This is a genomic window from Glutamicibacter sp. AGC84 (assembly GCF_053543575.1).
The window spans coordinates 30,582-49,036 of record NZ_JBLVOC010000025.1 but is presented as its reverse complement, the minus strand read 5'-3'; the positions used below and the strand labels follow the sequence as shown (position 1 = coordinate 49,036).

19 protein-coding genes and 1 pseudogene are annotated in these 18,455 nt (G+C 62.6%); 10 read left to right on the top strand and 10 right to left on the bottom strand.

Features of this window, described 5'->3' with window-relative positions:
• Positions 1-102 precede the first annotated feature (102 nt).
• Genes ACNPN0_RS14085 through ACNPN0_RS14075 form a run of 3 tightly spaced genes read right to left on the bottom strand, consistent with a single transcriptional unit; the run spans position 103 to position 1,985 of the window.
• The gene (locus ACNPN0_RS14085) at positions 103-681 is read right to left on the bottom strand and encodes a DUF3618 domain-containing protein (RefSeq protein ID WP_448937981.1); all 579 of its coding nucleotides are present in this window, start codon (positions 679-681) and stop codon (positions 103-105) included.
• Positions 678-1,103 (bottom strand): phage holin family protein, encoded by a 426-nt coding sequence (locus tag ACNPN0_RS14080; protein ID WP_359185074.1) that lies wholly within the window; start codon positions 1,101-1,103, stop codon positions 678-680. Before ACNPN0_RS14080 ends, ACNPN0_RS14085 begins: the two co-directional genes overlap by 4 nt.
• 9 nt (positions 1,104-1,112) lie before the next feature.
• The gene (locus ACNPN0_RS14075) at positions 1,113-1,985 is read right to left on the bottom strand and encodes a hypothetical protein (RefSeq protein WP_448937982.1); all 873 of its coding nucleotides are present in this window, start codon (positions 1,983-1,985) and stop codon (positions 1,113-1,115) included.
• 430 nt (positions 1,986-2,415) lie between these two features.
• Here ACNPN0_RS14075 and ACNPN0_RS14070 point away from each other — a divergent pair, with 430 nt between their 5' ends.
• Entirely contained in the window at positions 2,416-3,792 is a 1,377-nt protein-coding gene (locus ACNPN0_RS14070; RefSeq protein ID WP_448937983.1) for an NAD-dependent succinate-semialdehyde dehydrogenase, read from the top strand.
• 142 nt (positions 3,793-3,934) lie between these two features.
• On the opposite strand, the gene ACNPN0_RS14065 is transcribed toward ACNPN0_RS14070, so the two are convergent.
• A complete protein-coding gene (locus tag ACNPN0_RS14065) occupies positions 3,935-4,252 on the bottom strand; it encodes a hypothetical protein (RefSeq protein WP_286134036.1) in 318 nt (105 codons plus the stop codon).
• A gap of 677 nt (positions 4,253-4,929) precedes the next feature.
• Between ACNPN0_RS14065 and ACNPN0_RS14060 the strand changes: the two genes are divergently transcribed.
• From ACNPN0_RS14060 to ACNPN0_RS14045, 4 genes and pseudogenes are all read left to right on the top strand, one after another.
• On the top strand, positions 4,930-4,983 hold the full coding sequence (locus ACNPN0_RS14060; RefSeq protein WP_124770126.1) for a chloramphenicol resistance leader peptide: 54 nt from the start codon (positions 4,930-4,932) through the stop codon (positions 4,981-4,983).
• A gap of 21 nt (positions 4,984-5,004) precedes the next feature.
• The gene (locus ACNPN0_RS14055; RefSeq protein ID WP_448937984.1) at positions 5,005-6,183 is read left to right on the top strand and encodes a Cmx/CmrA family chloramphenicol efflux MFS transporter; all 1,179 of its coding nucleotides are present in this window, start codon (positions 5,005-5,007) and stop codon (positions 6,181-6,183) included.
• Positions 6,180-7,171: pseudogene (locus tag ACNPN0_RS14050) on the top strand (IS481 family transposase). The gene ACNPN0_RS14055 and the pseudogene ACNPN0_RS14050 overlap by 4 nt, the downstream one beginning before the upstream one ends.
• A gap of 328 nt (positions 7,172-7,499) precedes the next feature.
• Positions 7,500-8,579: a carboxylate-amine ligase gene (locus tag ACNPN0_RS14045; RefSeq protein WP_448937985.1), complete on the top strand. Its 1,080-nt coding sequence runs from the start codon at positions 7,500-7,502 to the stop codon at positions 8,577-8,579.
• A gap of 121 nt (positions 8,580-8,700) precedes the next feature.
• On the opposite strand, the gene bcp is transcribed toward ACNPN0_RS14045, so the two are convergent.
• The 3 genes from bcp to ACNPN0_RS14030 form a co-directional block, all read right to left on the bottom strand.
• Positions 8,701-9,177 carry a thioredoxin-dependent thiol peroxidase gene (gene bcp / locus ACNPN0_RS14040; RefSeq protein WP_105656374.1) on the bottom strand — a complete coding sequence of 159 codons (477 nt, stop codon included), beginning with the start codon at positions 9,175-9,177 and terminating at the stop codon, positions 8,701-8,703.
• A 538-nt stretch (positions 9,178-9,715) separates the two neighbouring features.
• Positions 9,716-9,973, bottom strand: coding sequence for a DUF4235 domain-containing protein (locus ACNPN0_RS14035; protein WP_105656071.1), 258 nt, complete (start codon positions 9,971-9,973; stop codon positions 9,716-9,718).
• Positions 9,974-9,987: 14 nt separating this feature from the next.
• Positions 9,988-12,504, bottom strand: a complete 2,517-nt coding sequence (locus ACNPN0_RS14030; RefSeq protein ID WP_448937987.1) for an ATP-dependent DNA ligase — start codon at positions 12,502-12,504, stop codon at positions 9,988-9,990.
• A 158-nt stretch (positions 12,505-12,662) separates the two neighbouring features.
• Here ACNPN0_RS14030 and ku point away from each other — a divergent pair, with 158 nt between their 5' ends.
• Positions 12,663-13,685: a non-homologous end joining protein Ku gene (ku, locus tag ACNPN0_RS14025; RefSeq protein WP_448938938.1), complete on the top strand. Its 1,023-nt coding sequence runs from the start codon at positions 12,663-12,665 to the stop codon at positions 13,683-13,685.
• Positions 13,686-13,688: 3 nt separating this feature from the next.
• Here ku and ACNPN0_RS14020 read toward each other — a convergent pair whose 3' ends face one another.
• A complete protein-coding gene (locus tag ACNPN0_RS14020) occupies positions 13,689-14,861 on the bottom strand; it encodes an alcohol dehydrogenase catalytic domain-containing protein (protein ID WP_448937989.1) in 1,173 nt (390 codons plus the stop codon).
• A gap of 47 nt (positions 14,862-14,908) precedes the next feature.
• Positions 14,909-15,079, bottom strand: coding sequence for a hypothetical protein (locus tag ACNPN0_RS14015; RefSeq protein ID WP_359185095.1), 171 nt, complete (start codon positions 15,077-15,079; stop codon positions 14,909-14,911).
• A 245-nt stretch (positions 15,080-15,324) separates the two neighbouring features.
• Here ACNPN0_RS14015 and ACNPN0_RS14010 point away from each other — a divergent pair, with 245 nt between their 5' ends.
• Positions 15,325-16,419 carry a hypothetical protein gene (locus ACNPN0_RS14010; RefSeq protein WP_448937990.1) on the top strand — a complete coding sequence of 365 codons (1,095 nt, stop codon included), beginning with the start codon at positions 15,325-15,327 and terminating at the stop codon, positions 16,417-16,419.
• A gap of 37 nt (positions 16,420-16,456) precedes the next feature.
• On the opposite strand, the gene ACNPN0_RS14005 is transcribed toward ACNPN0_RS14010, so the two are convergent.
• Positions 16,457-17,377: an SDR family oxidoreductase gene (locus ACNPN0_RS14005; RefSeq protein ID WP_332503942.1), complete on the bottom strand. Its 921-nt coding sequence runs from the start codon at positions 17,375-17,377 to the stop codon at positions 16,457-16,459.
• 311 nt (positions 17,378-17,688) lie between these two features.
• Between ACNPN0_RS14005 and ACNPN0_RS14000 the strand changes: the two genes are divergently transcribed.
• Genes ACNPN0_RS14000 through ACNPN0_RS13990 form a run of 3 tightly spaced genes read left to right on the top strand, consistent with a single transcriptional unit; the run spans position 17,689 to position 18,405 of the window.
• The gene (locus tag ACNPN0_RS14000) at positions 17,689-17,949 is read left to right on the top strand and encodes a DUF7218 family protein (RefSeq protein WP_448937991.1); all 261 of its coding nucleotides are present in this window, start codon (positions 17,689-17,691) and stop codon (positions 17,947-17,949) included.
• A gap of 24 nt (positions 17,950-17,973) precedes the next feature.
• Positions 17,974-18,129: a hypothetical protein gene (locus ACNPN0_RS13995; RefSeq protein ID WP_181149051.1), complete on the top strand. Its 156-nt coding sequence runs from the start codon at positions 17,974-17,976 to the stop codon at positions 18,127-18,129.
• 27 nt (positions 18,130-18,156) lie between these two features.
• Positions 18,157-18,405, top strand: coding sequence for a hypothetical protein (locus ACNPN0_RS13990; RefSeq protein ID WP_146112949.1), 249 nt, complete (start codon positions 18,157-18,159; stop codon positions 18,403-18,405).
• Positions 18,406-18,455: the final 50 nt, after the last annotated feature.

Sequence of the window (18,455 nt, the reverse complement as noted above, 5' to 3'; positions counted from 1 at the left end):
CACGGTGGATTCCCCGACTGGCTCAGCGCCTACCGGGCAGAGCAAGAGGCTGGTGGTTCCAATCAGTGATTGCACGCACCAGCCTCTTGCCGCGCCTAGGGATCAGGAGCCGTTACCCATCTCCTTGGCCGTGTCCTTCGCTTCGCCGTGCAGATGCTCGGCTTCGGAGTTGGCTTCGGATTTCACGGTCTGCACGGATTCCTGCGCGGAATCCCGCAGGTCCTCGGCGGCCTGCCGCGCAGGCTCCCGCAGGTCTTCGGCAATCCGCTTCGCCGCATCCTTGGCCTCTTCGGCCAGCGGTTCTGCCTTGTCCTTGACCCGCTGGACCAGCTCGGCTTCTTTCTGGGTCCCCGGAAGCAGCGACGAGGCCAGCAGTCCCGCCCCGAAGGCGATGATTCCGGCGGCCAGCGGATTGCCCGTGGTCTGCTCCACCACCCTGTGCGGTGCGTCCCTGACGGCTTCCGCGGCGTCTTCACTGTAGTGGTGCAGCTGGTCACTTGTTGATTCACCGGTTCCCATGACTGAGTCCTTCACCTTCCTGAATGAGTCCTTGACCTTTTCGGATTGTCGGTGGGCAATGTGGCTGGGACTGACCCTGTCGGCAATCGCATCCACATCCTGTTGCATGTCGCCTCGTGTCTGGGCGATTTCCGCGCGGAGTTCTTCTGAATTCTTGCTCATGGTGCATCATCCTTCGGAGTAAAAGCTGATGGAATCCTCTTGACTGTCTCGGCCGTATTAGGCAGTCCCTTGATCTCTTGCATCTTCTTCTTGGCTGCGCTTGCCAAGACCAGACCGATCACCGCCCAGAGGGCGGCGACCACCAAGGCCGAGAAGCCGTAGCCAATCCAGAGCGACAATCCGAAGAAAGCCGCAACGGAAAGGAACAGCAAGACGAAATGGCCGGCAACACCGGCACCGGCGTACATGCCCGCACCCTTGCCGGCGGAGCTGGCCGACTCCTTCAACTCCGTCTTTGCCAGCTCGATCTCTTGGCGAACCAGCAGCGATACGTTCTGGGTCAGGTCATTGAACAGGGCGCCGAGGGAACTGCGTTCATGTTCTGCGGAATCGGAATCGGGATCTGGCGTCGTGTGAGTCATCGAATGCTCCTAGCGGTAGTCGGTGCTGCGCGGATCTCCAGGAGGGTAGGAGCGCAGCGGGTCAACGTCCACCGAATCGGCATGGACCGGGTTGCCTGCAGAATCCACGCGGGTGGTTCCGTGGAAGGACGGGTCAACCCGCACCGGGCCAGGTCCGTCTCCGGCCGCGACGTTCGGTGCGCTGGTGGCGCCGGGACGCGGTTCCTGGTCGCGGTGCCCTGTGGTGTTTTTCGGCTCGCTGGCATTTCGCGTCATGCGTCCTGCCAGCAGCCCAGCGCCCAGCGCCAGTCCCAAGAAGGCCGCAGGACGCTTGCGTGCAAAGCCCTTGACCTCGTCCAGCAAGTCGTGCGGTTCGCGCTGTTCGAGCCAATCGGCGGCCTGTCCGCTGTGATGCGAAGCCTGGTCCACCAGCATGGAGGCGGTTCCGCTCGCGCTGGACTGGTCGAGCATGGCGCGGAACTCATCGCTGATGTCGCGCAGGTTGGCCGCGACCTTCCGTTGCTGCGCGGAGGTCTGCTCCTTCAGGTCGGAGCCGAGTTCATCCCATAGGTGGGTGGCCTGGTCCTTGGCCTGCTCAGCGAGCATCGAGGCTTCCTGCTTGGCGCTGTCAAGCACGTGGGTGGCGGATTCCTGGCCCTCGCGCGCCAGATCCTGGGCTGCCTGCGCTTTACCCGAGGTATTGCCGCTTCCTGCGGACTGCAGGTCATCGGAATCATGCGTGTCGGCCGGTACCGGTTCGACAGTGCCCGACGGGAACAGGTCGGTTTGCGGCTCGGTCAACGGATCCGGATCGTTCAGGCCGTGGCGGACGGTTCCGGGTTGCGGGGTGCTGCGCGGGTCATCGGGGAATGGATTCGAACTGGTGTGATCGTTGGTGCTCATGTCTTCCCTTCCTCTGCTGCTGTCGTCAGCTGCGGGTGGCGCGGCAGGTGGCCGCGCATCCGGCTCCGCAGTCCGTGCGGAGCGCTGCTGGTTGCCTACGACGCTAGGCAAGAGCGCGCCGCAGGTCACAGATCGCGGCCAATCCGCAGGAAGCATTCAGGTTCGGTGGCGACAGCTCGGAGCTTCCAGGAAAGCAGGAGGCAAGCGAGTAGGATCGAGCCGGATCCCGAGCGTCCAGCGCACCACCCGGCGCAGCTGCGAGGAGTCCAGCAGTACTGCAATCCCTGCTGCGGCCCAGTTCGCAGCTTTGGAGGAGCAGCGGCACTTTCCGTGGCGAACACGCCAATACCCGACGAGTCCGGGGCATTGGCGACGGGAGCTGGAAGACTGGGCGCTAAGTGTCCAACAAGCGAATCTTCGAAGGAGCACCATGTCCACTTATGCCGTTACCAATCCCGCCACCGGCGTAGTCGAAGCAACCTACCCGACTGCCACCGATGCGCAGATCCAGGATGCCATCGCCGAGGCGCACAACGCCTACACCCAGTGGTCGGTCTCCGCGCTTCAGGAACGCGTCGCCCTGCTGGAGCGCGTGGCTGACATCTACGAGGCACGCGCCGATCAGCTGGCCGCGATCATCACCCGCGAGATGGGCAAGCCCATCAAGCAGTCGCTGGGGGAAATCGGCATCGTGGCGGCGATCTACCGCTACTACGCCAAGAACGGCCCGAAGTACCTGGAAGACGAAGAGCTGGAAATCGCTTCGGGCGGCAAGGCGCTGGTGCGCAAGGAAGCGGTCGGCGCGCTGCTGGGCATCATGCCGTGGAATTTCCCGTACTACCAAGTGGCACGCTTCGCCGGTCCGAACCTGATGAACGGCAACACCATCCTGCTCAAGCACGCGCCGCAGTGCCCGGAGTCGGCGCTGGCCATGGAGGAGATCTTCAAGGAAGCAGGAGCCCCGCAAGGCGCGTATGTGAACATCTTCGCCACCAATGACCAGGTCGCGGACATCATCGCCGACCGCCGGGTGCAGGGAGTATCCCTGACCGGTTCCGAGCGCGCCGGAGCGGCCGTGGCAGAAATTGCCGGGCGCAACCTGAAGAAGGTGGTGCTGGAGCTGGGCGGCTCGGATCCATTCGTGGTCTTCGACGACGCGGACGTGGCGCGCACCGCCAAGCTGGGCATGCGCGCCCGCTTCGGGAACACCGGCCAGGCCTGCAACGCGGCCAAGCGCTTCATTATCGATTCCTCGGTTTACGAGGACTTCTCCCAGGCGCTAGTGGAGCAGGTGGCCGGAATCAAGGTGGGCGACCCGGCCCAGCCGGAGAACTTCCTCGGCCCGCTGTCTTCGGCCGCAGCCCGCGACGGCTTGGCCGCACAGGTGCAGGATGCCATCGACAAGGGTGCCCAGGTCCTGGCCGGCGGCAAGCCGATCCAGGGCGAGGGCGCATTCTACGAGCCGACCATCCTTGCCGGGGTGACCCCCGAGATGCGTGCCTTCTCCGAGGAGCTATTCGGCCCGGTCGCCGTGCTCTACAAGGTAGATGGCGAAGAAGAAGCCGTGGCCCTGGCCAACAACACCGACTACGGGCTGGGAGCTTCCATCCACACCCAGGACATGGAACGCGCAGAGCGCGTTTCCGTGCAGCTGCAAAGCGGCATGGTGGCCGTCAACGAGCCTTCGGCTTCCTACCCTGAGCTGCCTTTTGGCGGCGTGAAGCGCTCGGGCATCGGCCGCGAGCTGGGCAAGTACGGCATGGACGAATTCATCAACCACAAGCTGGTGAAGATCGCTGGGCGCTAAGACAGGGGATTGCGGCAGCGGTCCTGGCTTCCCCGGAGAATTCCGGGTAAGCCAGGACCGTCAGTCGAAAATGGCCTATATGCGGTTAGCAGCGAGCCGTTGAATCAGCGGCACCTGGGCGGGGCCTCCAGTGCCCCGGCAGCTAGCTGCGCGTCATCGCCAGCGGCCACTGTTCTTCCGGGGTGAAGACTGGCAGGGCGTTGGCGATTGCCGTGTGGGTCCAATACCGAACTCGGAAGGCCAGCATGCCGCTTTCCTCCGCTTGCTCGAAGAGCGTGCAGATCCGGGTATTCGCAGGAGTCTCATCGACGATCCGGAGAGCACCGTTGGGAGGCGAGACATGGATGAAACGAAGCTGCTCGCCCTGGGCGTCCAGTATCGCCACGAGAACAGCGCAATTGTGAACGGAAGCGAGGCCCATGACGTCGTCTACCGGCTCGTTGAGTTGTGCAATGATCACGGGCATTCCTTGGATCCACCCGTACTCGCTCAGATGGGAGCGTCCTTCGCGCGACCCCAGGAGTTCGGCGACACGTTCAGCAGTCTTGGACCTGACTATACGTCCTGGCATTAGTACTACCTCCACTTTGTTCGTAACTCTCGAGTGCACCCCATAAGTCACGCCACTTCGCAGATTGCGGATTAGCCTGCCGGCAGGCAAGGCTCGCCGTCGTTGAGAAGCGGAGTGTGTTTCAAACCTAGGCCACTTGATCTGCGACCGGGAGGGGTGGCCCTGGGTTCTCAGCTAATTTTCAGGCTCAGAGGAGAGCTTTTTGAACTTAGCTTCCGGCCTAGTCAGTAGTTTGTTTGGTCTGCCGCGGACTGCCCGTCGCTAGGCTTCGTATGTACGCCGGAACGGACCGCATTTCCAACGTCCACAGCCGTGCTTGCTGTTCCCCGCAGATGCGGGCAGATCGTTGCCGCTTCCAGAGCCAGTTGTGATGTCCAGGGACAGTGTTCTGCCCCCGCGCGCAACGACGTCGTGCCGATTAGGGACGCGTCTATCCACACCACGCGCAGTCGAGCGCTGTAGAGTTCGGGATATGTCGAGTCCCGAGTCAGACAAGTCCGGGGTTGTCGGTCACACCGCCAGCCCCTTCAACCAGTAGTTACGACGCCCACGATCTGTGTGGGCGTATGTCTGGCGTACCCGGGGTGCTGGCCGTGGTGACAAGAAGAACCATTTCTTGATTTCTTACTTCGGAGTACTCGATGCCTTTTGCTCTCTACATGCTTGCCTTGGCGGTTTTCGTCATGGGCACTTCAGAATTCATGCTCGCGGGATTGCTCCCCGCGATCGCGACCGAGCTTGACGTCTCGGTCGGCACGGCGGGCCTGCTGACTTCGGCCTTCGCGATCGGTATGGTCATCGGCGCGCCAGTGATGGCGGCATTCGCTCGCCGTTGGCCACCGCGGCTCACGTTGATCGTCTGCCTTCTCGTGTTCGCGGGAAGCCACGTCATCGGAGCGATGACACCCGTGTTCGCTCTCCTCCTCATTACCCGGGTGCTCAGCGCTCTTGCAAACGCAGGATTCCTCGCCGTAGCACTGAGCACGGCCACTACTCTCGTGCCAGCGAACCAGAAGGGGCGTGCACTGTCGATCCTGCTCTCCGGCACGACGATCGCAACCGTCGCGGGTGTCCCCGCTGGGTCTCTGCTCGGCACAGCGTTGGGCTGGCGAACGACGTTCTGGGCAGTCGCCATCCTCTGTATTCCGGCGGTCTTCGGAGTCGTTCGAGGGATCACGAACAATGCCGGTCAGACCGCAACTGCCGGGTCCTCGCCAAGGCTTCGTGCCGAGCTCAGCCAGTTGGCGACGCCGCGGCTCATCCTGGCCATGGCACTTGGAGCGCTGATCAACGGAGGGACCTTTGCGGCGTTCACCTTCCTCGCCCCCGTAGTGACCGAGACTGCGGGGATGGCTGATGGGTGGGTGTCCTTCGCACTGGTGATGTTCGGCGTCGGATCATTCCTTGGCGTCACGATCGCTGGGCGACTGTCAGATCAACGCCCCGGCGTCGTGCTTGCAGTCGGCGGCCCGCTGCTGCTGACAGGATGGATCGGATTGGCATTGGTCGCGTCGCATCCCGTTGCGCTTATCGTCCTCGTCTTCGTTCAGGGCTTCCTGTCGTTCGGCATTGGCATCACCTTGATCACGCGTGTGCTGTATGCAGCGTCGGCTGCTCCAACGATGGGCGGTTCGTACGCAACCGCGGCTTTGAACCTCGGTGCCGCGGCGGGTCCTGTGCTTGGCGCGTTCGGGCTCGCGGCAGGGTTGGGGGTGCTCGCGCCGGTCTGGGTGGCCGCGGCATTGGCGGCGGCCGCGCTCTTGACCATGGTGCTGAGCCGGCACACGCTTTTGGAAACCACTGCGGAGGCCAATCGATGACTGATCCAAATGCGCTGCTCACGCCTCGTACCCGTCTCCGGATAGCCCGTCTGATTGTTGAAGACGGCTATCCGGCCACGATGGCAGCGAAGATGTATATGCTCTCTCCGATCACTGCCCGGAAGGGGGCCGGTCGTTGACGGGAAGAGGGTGGGCATGGGATGCAGCATCGCTCCAGCAGGCCGCATTGCAGTCCAGGCAGGACGCCCGAGCATGCCAAGAAGAAGCAGATCATCAATCTGCGCTTGCGACTTCGGCTGGTCCAGCCCAGATCGCTGCGTGACTTTGTCTCCCGGCGTCCAGGGTTCAAGCGGTCCTCGCCCGTTGCCGCGTGAACCGCCTCTCCCATATCGATCGTGTCACTGGTGAGCCCTTGCGGCGACATGGGCACCCTTATCCGGGATCGTTGATCCATGTCGATGTCACGAAGTTCGGGAATATCCCCGACGGTGGTGGACATCGTTACGTTGGTCGGCAGCAAGGCGCACGGAACAGAACCGCCACTCCGGGACTGCCCAGAGGCAAAGACCACAAGCCGCGGACCGGAACGGCGTTCGTTCACACAGTGATCGACGACCACCCCCGAGCCGCTTATGCAGAGATCTGCATGGACGAGCGGGCAAGCACAGCGGTGGGAGTTCTCGAACGCGCTGTGGCCTGGTTCGCTGAACGGGGCGTGACCGTCGAGCGAGTCCTATCCGACAACGGGTCGGCCTACAGATCCCACCTTTGGAGGGACTTCTGCGCTCGGCTTGGCATCAGACACAAGCGAGCACCTCCCTATCAGCCGCAGACGAACGGGACGATCGAGCGGTTCCACCGCACACTCGGGGGCGGGTGGGCTTATGCCAAGTTTTACGGTTCAAACGCCGAGCGACGCCTGGCTCTGCCCGGCTGGCTCCACTTCTACAACCACCACCGACACCACTCAGCGATTGGCTGCGCACCCTTCGCCCGACTAAACAATGTCCCTGAACCTCACAGCTAGTTCAGATTTCATGTCCGATTCATTCTGGGTTGATGGGAAAACCATGAGAATCCATCGGGCAAGCAGATGCAGCCAGGCTACGGGATCTACTGTTTCAGAATCCGCTTACGCAGAACGCAAGCCGCCGAGGCGGATGAAGCTGCGGCCATCCGGATATTCGCAGCCTAGCTGAAAGGGGATTGATCATGCGGCAATCCGTTCCGCGCAAGAAGAATGATGAGCAGTTCCCCGCTAGTTCGCATCAGGCAGACCAGGTTAGCCAGCAGTAAGTCAACACAGGCCGGTTGCTGGTCCGACGCCCTAGCAGCCATGTTCCGGGAGGCACGAAATGAGCACCTTTGGCATTGAAGAAGAATTCTTCATGTTCGACGCAGAAACAGGGTTGCCGGCCAGCACGGATAAAGAAGCGTTACGGCAAGCGCTGGATTCGCAACGCAATGGCGAAGTGCAGAACGAACTGCTTGCTTGCCAAATAGAACATGCCAGCGCCATCTGCGAAGACCGGGATCAGGCCCTGCATGAGCTGGGAAGTTTCCGCAGTGCTCTGGCAAGCGAAGCGGCCTCCCGCGGCCTGCTGGTCGCGGGTTTGGGCGCGGCGCCGATGATTGCCCAGCAGGCTCCGGAGCTGACCGATAATGCAAGGTATCGGGAAATCGGCAACTTCGTTTCCGGAATAGCGTCAGAGCATTACATGTGCGGTTTGCACGTCCATGTGTCCATCCCGGATTCCGAAGCGGGAATTCGTGCGCTCAACTTCTTGCGCGGATGGCTGCCATTTCTTTGCGCCCTGGGCGCCAATTCTCCGTATTGGAGAGGGGTCGACAGCAACTTTTCATCGTGGAGAACCATTCACTATCGAAAGTGGTCCGTCCAGGGAATTCCGCCGTACTTCAAGGATTCGAAAGACTATGGGACTCGGCTTGCGCGAATCAATGGAACCGATGCAGTTCCCGACCCAGGCCACATCGGATGGTCCGCCCGGTTGTCGGAAAAGTACCCGACACTCGAAATTCGGGTCGCGGACTCGCAGTTGAGAGCGCAGGATTCGGTATTGCTGGCCGTGCTCATGCGAGGGCTGGTCGAGACTGCGGTGGCCGGCGAATTCGATGCGATCGAGTATCTGCCCGAAGTCCTGGACCTCTCATTGTGGCAAGCGGCCAAGAACGGAATCACCGGAGTGCACGTGGACACGCGAACCGGAGAGCAGGTCGCTGTGGAGGAACTGGCCCGCAGAATGCTCCGACTCATTGAGGACGCATTGAGGGCTCATGGAGATTACGACTATGCCGTGATTTCACTCAGGAACATGCTGGAGACAGGCAATGGAGCGGTCCGCCAGCGGGCTGCATTCGAGCGTGGTGCTTTCACGCATCTGTTGGCCAATGCCCATTCCGAGATGCAGATGTAGCTTGCCGTCCAGGGATCCTCAACGCAGACTGCAGACTGCAGGGTGTGGCCGGGGCCGGTGAAAGCTGGCCCCGGCTCGAAGCATCCGGGCTGGCACCGGAAAGATCCGGGTGCGGAATCCTCTAGATTCCGAGGGAATCGCGAAGTCGCGCCACATGCCCCTGGGCATCCACGGCATATTCAATTTGGCGGATGCTGCCGTCTTCATCGATGACAGCGGTGGAGCGCAGGGTGCCCACGACGGTCTTTTCCCCGATGTTCTTTTCACCGTAGGAGCCGTAGGCTTTGGCAACTTCGTTGCCCGGGTCGGAAAGCAGCGGGAAGTTCAGCGATTCATCGCTAGCGAAGGCTGCCAGCTCTTCTGGCGCGTCCGGGGAGATGCCCAGAACGGAGAATCCTGCGGCCTGCAGCGAATTGAGGTTGTCGCGGAAATCGCAGGCCTCGGTGGTGCAGCCGGGAGTCGCGGCCTTGGGGTAGAAATACACGATGACTTTCTGCCCTGAATAATCCGAAAGCGAGATGGTCTCTCCCTTGGCATCTTGCAGGGAGAAGGCTGGCGCTGGCTGGCCGGCGGTGAGCGGAGAAGAATGGGCAGTCATCGATTCAACTTTCATATAGTGATATTTTGTTTTCATTCTAATTCAGTGGATGCACTCAATGCCAGAGACTTCTGGGATATATTTCCAATGGACTGGACCACGGCGCATTCGCGCCCTGGTGTTCTGGTGTCCTCGTGCTTACCGGATTTTCCGGGGTGTTCCTGCCTGCCAGAGCGGAATTCCGGTCGAGAGCGATCCGACGTCTTCTGGAGGGCAATAACCTCGCCATGGACCGTGCTGCACGCTTTCACCGCAGGCAGAAAGGACTTGGCGGCTGCCAAGACCTGATCCAGCTCCTGGCAACGGAACCGGCTGATGCAAAAGCCTGCGTTCCCGTTGGCAGTTCTGCCTGCTGGCGAAACTGCCGACCGGCCAGTTAATCACTTTGCGATTTCCGCAGGCCTTCAGCCATCTGCGATGCACTAGGGCAGTGGACACCGCGCAGAAAGCTGCCCTGCACCAACGAAAACACCGAGGCGGGCAACTGGCAACAGCTGCGCGACCCGGTGCATCCGGTTACCGGCCAGAATGCGGCCTGCTAGCGGTTGGCGGCCTTGGCTTCGAGGGAACGCGTCCACCGTTTGGCCATGGCCTGGATGGCAGAAGCGCTTGCCCCCGAGATCACGGCGAACGCCAGCACCTTGCCTACGGCGGCCTGCTGCTGCTTTTCGGGGTTGGCCAGCGATGGCGGTTCTTCACCCATGGCTTTATGCCAGACCCCGGAGACGAGCTTGGCTCCGAGCCAGCCTGCACCGAGCGAAATCAGGGTTCCGAAGATCTTTACCAGCAATTTCATGTTCTGCTCCTCTGTTAGCGGTTAGTTGGAGTTTGGTTCCCGGTCGGATCCGCCTGTTCCCAGCGGACCTCATCCGGTTGCTTCTCATCGCGCCAGCCGCGCCACACCGGATGGCGCAGAAGGCGGTCCGAGGTCAGTTCGCTGTATCGGACTTCTGCCACGTATTTCGGGCTCACCCAGTGCGCATCGCTTTGATGCGCTGCCGGGATGTTCTTGGCCGGGGGAGTCTTGCGTTCGATCTTTTCAAGCCGCTCGCGGATTTCGGCCAGTTGCGCGTCGCTGAATCCGGTGCCCACCCGGCCGGCGTATTCCAAGCCGCCATTTCCCGGAATGGCCAGCAGCAGCGAGGCCAGGCTGCGGCGACGCGACCCCTGTCCAGACCGCCAGCCAATCACCACAGCTTCCTGGTGCCGCTGGTGCTTGAGCTTCACCCAGCTGGTGCTGCGCCGGCCCAGCTCGTAGACGGAGTCGCGTTCCTTGGCCACCACGCCTTCCAGGCCCAGCGCACGGCTGGTCTCGATGGCCTGCTCCAAGGTCCCGGTGTGGGCCGGTGGCACCTGCAGGTACTGGTGGTCGAGATCCAGGCCCGCAAGCCGTTGGCGGCGTTGCTCGTAGGGCAGAGCAGTCAGATCCACCAGTCCTGCATCCTTGTCATATGGCAGCTGCAGCACGTCGAAGACCAGGTACTGGATCCTGATGGCCGAGGCCTGCTTCGTGCGTTTCTTCCGCTGGTGGGCCACCCGTTGCTGGAGCAGCGAGAAGTCAGGGCGGCCCGAAGAATCCAGGGCGACGATTTCCCCGTCCACCACACAGCGTTCCGGCAGCAGCGAACCGAGGATTTCGAGTTCCGGGAAGTCTCCGGTCAGGTCGTGGCCGTTGCGGCTGATCAGCTTGGTTTTGGCGCCATCGACTACTGCCAACGCGCGGTAGCCGTCCCATTTCATTTCAAAGCTCCAATCCCGCTCGCCGGAGATCTCCCGAGCAGTGCCGGCAGTGGCCAGCATGGGGCGCAACGCTTGGCCCGACAGATCAGCCACGGCCTGCTTGGCGCTAGGCTCGCGAGCAGCCTCCGGTTCTCCGTCACCGGAATCAGCGGACGTTCCCGCATCGGCTCCTACCGGCTGTTCCTTGGCCAGCTGCAGCAACCAATTGTCCTTGCCGCCCATCCCTGCGGCCTGGATCAGCACGAACCGCCGGTCCACTCCGCCCAGCCCGCCCTCGCGGGAGCCGATGAGCACGGCGATGACTTCTTTGCCTTCGCGCCACTTCTCGATGGTGCAACTGCCCGAATCCCAGATCGATACTTCCCCGGCACCGTATTGGCCCTTGGGGATACTGCCTTCGAAGCTTGCGTAGGAGAGCGGATGGTCTTCGGTCATGACCGCCAAGCGCTGGATTCCTGGTTCCAGGGGTGGGCCTTTGGGCACCGCCCAGGAGACCAGCACTCCGTCGTGCTCCAGGCGGAAATCCCAATGCAGCGCGCGGGCATGATGTTCCTGGATGACAAAGGACAGCCCGGTGCCGTCCTTTCCGCCCGGCTGCACGGACTGGGAATTCCCGGATTGCTCCGGCACCGGTTCAGGTGTCAGCGCCGCATCGCGCTTGGAGCGGTAGACCGCTAGGCGATCGGGGTCCTGCTGTTGTCCCGAGGCCAGCTGCCCCAGCGGATCGATTCCATCAGCAAGGCGGTCCAGCACCTCGTGGAAGTCCAGCTGCTCCAAACCCGGCGCTTCGATTTCTTCCCAGGTCCGCGGGGCCGCGACAGTGGGCCGTGCCCGGCCGCGCAGCGAGTACGGACAGACGGTAGTCTTCGAGGCGTTATTCTGGCTCCAGTCCACGAACACCTTGTTTTCGCGCAGCGAGCGCTTCATGCTGGCGAGAACCAGTTGCGGATGCTCCTTCTGCAAGGTGGAGGCCAATTCCTTGGCCACCTCGTTGACTTGCTCCGAGGTGTATTTGCCATCCAGTCCGGCATAGAGGTGGATGCCCTTGGAACCGGAGGTCACTGGAAAGCTGGGCAGGTCCATGCCGTCGAGAATCTCCCGGCAGATCAGGGCGACTTCAGCGCACTGCTCCAAGCCGGCGCCCGGACCGGGATCCAGGTCCAGCACCAGCCGGTCCGGATTGGCAGGTTCCAGCGAGGAATCGAAGCGCCACTGGGGAACATGGATTTCCAGCGCAGCCACCTGGGCCATCCAGGCCAGCACCGCCTCGTTGTTGACTAGCGGATAGATATTGGAGTGGGTCTTGTGCTGCAGCTTGGCCGAGGGAATCCAGCCTGGGGCAGAGTCCTCGAGATCCTTGCGGAAAAACACCTTGCCCGGTTCTTCGGGGGTCCCCACGCCGTCCACCCAGCGCTTGCGGGTGGCCGGGCGCCACGCGGCATGCGGAATCAGCACCGGGGCCACCTGCTGGAAGTAGTCCATGACTTCGCCCTTGGTGGTCCCGGTCTGCGGGTACAGGACCTTATCCAGATTGCTGACCTTCAGCGTGTGCCCCGCGACGGTGACGGTTTGCTCCCTGCGTGCCATGCGCTGTCCTTTGCTTTGCCTTATGAGGACCAATCTTCCCGAGCGGCGCCGGGGAATCCAGCGTTCCAAGCAAGCTTTGCGTTTCGCGCTGCCGAACCTCAGCGCCGCCTGCCAGAATCACTAGGGCAGTGACACACTGGCTGGAAAGATGCTTCACTATGCCCATGCGAGCTATCTGGACTGGATCAATTGCCTTCGGCCTGGTGAACGTGCCGGTCAAGGCCTACGGCGCCACCGAGGACCACGACATCGACCTGCACCAGGTCCATGACAAGGACGGCGGACGGATCCGCTACGAGCGCCGATGCGAAGTGTGCGGGAAGAAAATCGCCTACAAGGATCTGGACAAGGCCTATGAGGACGGAGAACGGACCATTGTGCTCACCGATGAGGACATGGACGCGTTGCCTGCGGAGAAGAGCCGCGAAATCGAGGTGGTCCAGTTCGTCCCGGCCAGCCAAGTAGATCCCCTGATGCTGGAGAAGAGCTACTATCTCCAGGCGGACTCCAAATCGCCCAAGGCCTACGAGCTATTGCGCCGAACGCTTCAGGACACCGAGAAGCTGGCAGTGGTGCGCTTCGCCCTGCGCCAGAAGACCCGGCTGGGCATCTTGCGTGTCCGATCCAAGGTGATGGTGCTGCAAGCGGTCATGTGGGCGGACGAGCTGCGCGATGCCGAGGCAGTGGCACCGGAGAAATCACCGCGGATCAGCGAGCAGGAACTGAAGATGTCTGCCGCTCTGGTAGACCAGTACAGCAGTGATTTCACGCCGCACGAGTTCCAGGATGACTATCAGGTCCAGCTGCAGGCGCTGATCGAAGCGAAAATCGAGCAGGGTGAGGACCTGGATACCGAGGCGACCTTCGGTTCCCCGGACCAGGGCAGCGAGTCCGGGGAGGTCATCGATCTGATGGAGGCGCTCAAGCGCAGCATTGATGGGCGCAAGGCCAAGGCCCCGGCCAAGGCAGCCAAGGATGGGAAGGCCGCGGCGGCGAAGAAACCAGCGGCGAAGAAAACGGCGGCGAAGAAACCAGCGGCGAAGAAACCAGCGGCGAAGAAAACGGCGGCAGCCAAGAAGCCAGCCACGAAGAAACCAGCCACGAAGAAGGCAACGGCAAAGGAGGCCTCCTCCTCGCCACACAAGAAGAAGGCCTCCGGTTCCGGGAAGAAAAGCGCCTAGCCGCTAGGGCTTGAGCACCACCTTGATGCACGCATCCTGCTTCTTCTGGAAGGTCTCGTACATCTGCGGGCCGTTCGAGAGCGGCTGCTCGTGCGTGACCAAGTCGTCCAGGCCCAGCGGGTCGGCTGCATCCTCGGCCAGCGGCAGCAGCTTCTGGGTCCATGAGCGCACATTGCATTGGCCCTGTCGGATCTGGATCTGCTTGTCGAACAGCTTCACCATCGGCACCGGGGTGGCGGCCCCGGCATAGACGCCGCTGATCGACAGGGTGCCGCCGCGGCGCACGGCATCGATGGCCGAATCCAGCACGCTGGTGCGGTCCGCGGAGACGTTCTCCATGGCCAGCTGCGCGGCCTTGTCCGGCAGCAACCCGGTGGCTTGCTGGAACATCGAGGAGACCGGGGAACCATGGGCTTCCATGCCCACCGCATCGAGCACGGCATCGGGGCCGCGACCGGTGCGCCCGCGCAATTCGCCCACGGTGTCCTTGGTGAAGTCCAGGGTCTGGATGCCGTGGCGCTCGGCCATGGCGCGGCGTTCTGCCACCGGGTCGATGCCCAGCACCTCATAGCCCAGGTGCCGGCCGATGCGCGCGGCGAGCTGCCCCACCGGCCCGAGCCCGTAGACCGCGAGGGTTCCGCCGTCGGGGACATTGGCGTAGTGCACGCCCTGCCACGCGGTGGGCAGGATATCGGAGAGGAAAAGGTAGCGGTGGTCGGGCAGCTGGTCGCCAACTTTTACCGCACCGTAATCGGCATGGGGCACGCGCAGGTATTCGGCTTGGCCGCCGGGCACCTGTCCGTAGAGTTCGGAGTATCCGAAGAATTGGGCGCCCTTGCCGTGCTTGCGCACCTGGGTGGTCTCGCACTGCGACTGCAGGTCGTGCTGGCACATCCAGCAGTGGCCGCAGGAGATGTTGAACGGGATGACTACCCGGTCGCCTACCGACAGCTTGGTGATGCCGCTGCCAACTTCCTGGACGATGCCCATGGTTTCGTGGCCCAGCACGTCGCCGGCATGCATGTAGGGGCCCAGCAGCTCATAGAGATGCAGGTCCGATCCGCAAATCGCGGTGGAAGTGACCTTGATGATGATGTCCCCGGGATCTTGGATCACCGGATCCGGGACATCGCTGAAACCGATCTTTCGCTTGCCTTGCCATGTCAATGCTTTCAAGAGGTTATCTCCTAGTCGTATCGTTGCCGGCGGAACACAAACGCGGATCAGTCGGTATTGAACTGGTCGGTGTCAACCTGGTCCGGGTCCTGCTCCTCGGCTGGCTGCTCGAACGCGTCTTCGTGGTCCCCGACAGAATTCTCCTTTTCCTCCGCGGGCTCATCGGGCGTTGGAGTGATCCCCGCGTGCCGCTCTTCTTCTGGCTGGTTGGATTCCATGGATGGTCCTTTCTTCATCAGATGGGCGATGGCACCGACCATTCCACACCGGGCAGCAGGCAACAAGGCAAGTTTGATGGGCATTGCCTGTGAGTCGGGGATCCCCGGAATTCCGGGGATCAAGCGTGCACTGCCGGGGCTGATTCCTGCAAGGTTGCTGAACGGCACTGCAGGCCCGGGCGCGACTTCCTAGTGTGAGCTGTGGGAGCGGGCCAAACTGCTGCCCTGAGAGCTGCGAGGTGCTGATGAGCGTGCAAGAGCCCGAGAAGCGCACGGTGGGATTAATTGCCGACCCTGGCATAGCCGACGCGATGGCCAATCGGATCGTTGCCCGGCTGGAAGGGGTCATGGAGAAGCTGCAGGAGCACGAGCAGCAATGGGACGTGCAGGTAGCTCCCTTTTCCCTGCCCTTGGGGGAGAGCGGACGGGTCGCGCTGAACGACAAGGTGCCCAGGCTCCGGGAAAAGCATGGCTGGGACTTCATCATCTACCTCACCGATGCCCCGCACTATGTGCAGAACCGGCCCGTGCGTTCGGTGATTTCCGTCGAGGATGCCTCGGCCGTGCTTTCCATGCCCAGCCTCGGGTTGGCCCGGCCGCGCACCGTGGCACGGGAACTGGCCGAACTGGTCAGGGAATTGGCTACCGGCAAGCAGCCGGCTCCGCCTCCGACCCCGCTGGGACGGGCGATGAGCGTGCATGCCAGCCGGCAGGACGGGCAGAACGAGCAGAACCGCATCTCGAGCATCGAGGGTTTGCGCGGGCGGTTGCTGCTGATCGCCGGGATGGTGCGCAGCAACCAGCCGTGGAAACTGGTGCCGCGGCTTTCCTCCGCGATGGCAGGTGCGGTGGCCACCGGTGCCTTCGGCGTGTTCTACACGAGCATCTGGGCCATGGCCGACTACCTGCCTGCCGGGCGGCTTTCGCTGATCACGGTCTCAAGCATCCTGATCCTCACGCTCTGGCTGCTGCTGCACAACCGGTTGTGGGAGAGGCCCAAGGGCAACCGCCGCCGCGAGCGGATGGTCGTCTACAACGCGGCCACCGTGCTGACGGTCGGGTTTGCCGCGACGGTCATGTACCTGCTCTTGTTCCTTGCCTTGCTGGCAGGCTCGCTGATTGTCATTGACCAGGAATATCTCGCCTACCAGCTGCGCCATGATGTCACGCTGGCCGAATACATCAACCTTGCCTGGCTGGCATCCTCGCTGGGAACCATGGGCGGGGCCATCGGCTCCAGCTTTGACGAAGTCAAGGAAGTCCAGCGCGCCACCTTCAGCCAGCGCGAATACGAGCGGAGGAATATGGAATTCACCATCAGCAAGGATGACGTGGAATGATCCCCGGGCCCAATCGCCCGGGGACCGGTTCACCGTCCTACGGCTGGTTCTTGCCGCCGTTCACGTGCACCGTGGAACCGACCACGTAGGAAGCCTCATCGCTGGCCAGGAACACATAGGCCGGGGCCACTTCCACCGGCTGGCCGGCCCGGCCAAGCCAGGTATCGTGGCCGAACTCAGGCAGCGCCTCGATCGGCTGGCCATCCGAAGGCTGCAATGGAGTCCAGATGGGGCCGGGCGCCACGGCATTGACCCGGATGCCCTTCTTCGCGGCTTGGGAAGCCAGCGACTTGGTGAAGTTGCTGATCGCGCCCTTGGTGGCGGCATAGTCCATCAGGTGATCTGAGGGATCGAAGGCCTGGATGGAGGTGGTGTTGATGATGGAGCCGCCTTCGGGAAGCACCTGCAGGGCTGCGCGGCTCAAGGCGAACATCGCGAAAATGTTCACATCGAAGGTGGCTTCGACCTGCTCGTCGCTCAGCTCTTCCAGGGACTCGACGCTGATCTGCTTGCCCGCGTTGTTCACCAGGATGTCCAAGCCATCCAGGGCGGTCACCGCCTCATCGATCAATGAATCGCGGTAATTGCGGTCCCGCAGGTCCCCGGGCAGCAGGTGGACTTCGACTCCGGCATCTTCCAGAACCCCGGCGATGGCATCGGCATCAGGCTGTTCGGCGGGCAGATAGGCCAAGGCGACCTTGGCCCCTTCGCGGGCAAAGGCGATGGCCACCGCCGCGCCAATGCCGGAGTCGCCGCCGGTGACCAGAGCGCGTTTTCCGGCCAGCCGGTCCCGGCCCTTGTAGCTGCGCTCGCCATGATCCGCCTTGGGCTTCAGGTCCCGGTCCAGGCCGGGTTCCTCCTGGCGCTGTTCGGGCGGGCTGATCTTTTCCTTGCCGGCGCGGTCTTCGCTTTCGGTACCGAGCGGCTCAGTGCGGTCCTGGGGATTCTTCTCGGGCATGGGATTTCCTCCTGCTGTTGCGGCAGGACGCCGGCGCGGTGCGCTCAGCGGCGTCCGGGTTCACATCCAGTGTGCTCCGGGCCTTCCGCTGCGCGAGGGTCCCCTCCACCTTCGGCGGCAACAGCCAGACTTTTTTCTGCGAAGATCCAGTTTCGCACCCCGCTGCATGAATTGTGCTACCGCTGAAGTCTGGGATTCAGCGCAAAGTCCGGCAGGGGCACTGTCCCCTGATCAGTGAAGTGGCTAGCGTGGAACGCACAGTGCTGGCACTGCAAAGGGCCAGCTGGCGAAGCGTACGAGGGAGGAAACCCATGGCAGGCAAGAGCCGGATCAAGGATGAAGAACTCTACGAGGAGCTGCGCGAGGAGGGGAACTCCAAGCAGAAGTCGGCGCGCATCGCCAACGCCGCCGCCCGCGACGGCCGGTCAGCAGTGGGCAAGCGCGGAGGCAAAGCCGGAGACTACGAGGACTGGACGGTCGGGGAACTGCAGGACCGGGCCAAGGAAATCGGGATTAATGGCCGTTCGAAAATGCGCAAGGCCGGACTCATCGAAGCCCTGCGTAATTCGTAGCAGACCGCCATGGAAGGAGAAGCAATGAGTGAACGCGAGAAGCCTGAAAATCCGGCTCGCACCACCCAACCGGATGAGGATGCCCAGCCAGGGGACGAGCGCGTGGTTCGCCGCGGCAGCATCAACGAGAACACCGAAGATGAATCCGAGGAAAGGGAAGAACGCTATGACGCGGGCTGAACTTTCCCTCCAGCGAAGGGAAAAGCCATGACTGGCAAACCAGTGGACAGCACCCGCAGGCGTCGGCCTGGTCTATGGCTGGCGATTGTGGGCGGACTGGTGGCAGTAGGATTCGCCATCTATGCGCTGCTCGCAGCGCCGGACAGCACCTCGGGGCCGCTATGGATCGTGGCCGGCTGGGGCGCATTGGTCTTCATCTACGGCCTGTACCGCATCATTCGCGGACCGAGCTCCCTGGATGATCCACGCGCCGGCACCGACGCCAACGGACGGTGACGGCGCTCCCTCCAGGAGAATCGCAGCAGAACAAGGGCAGAGCGTCCGGG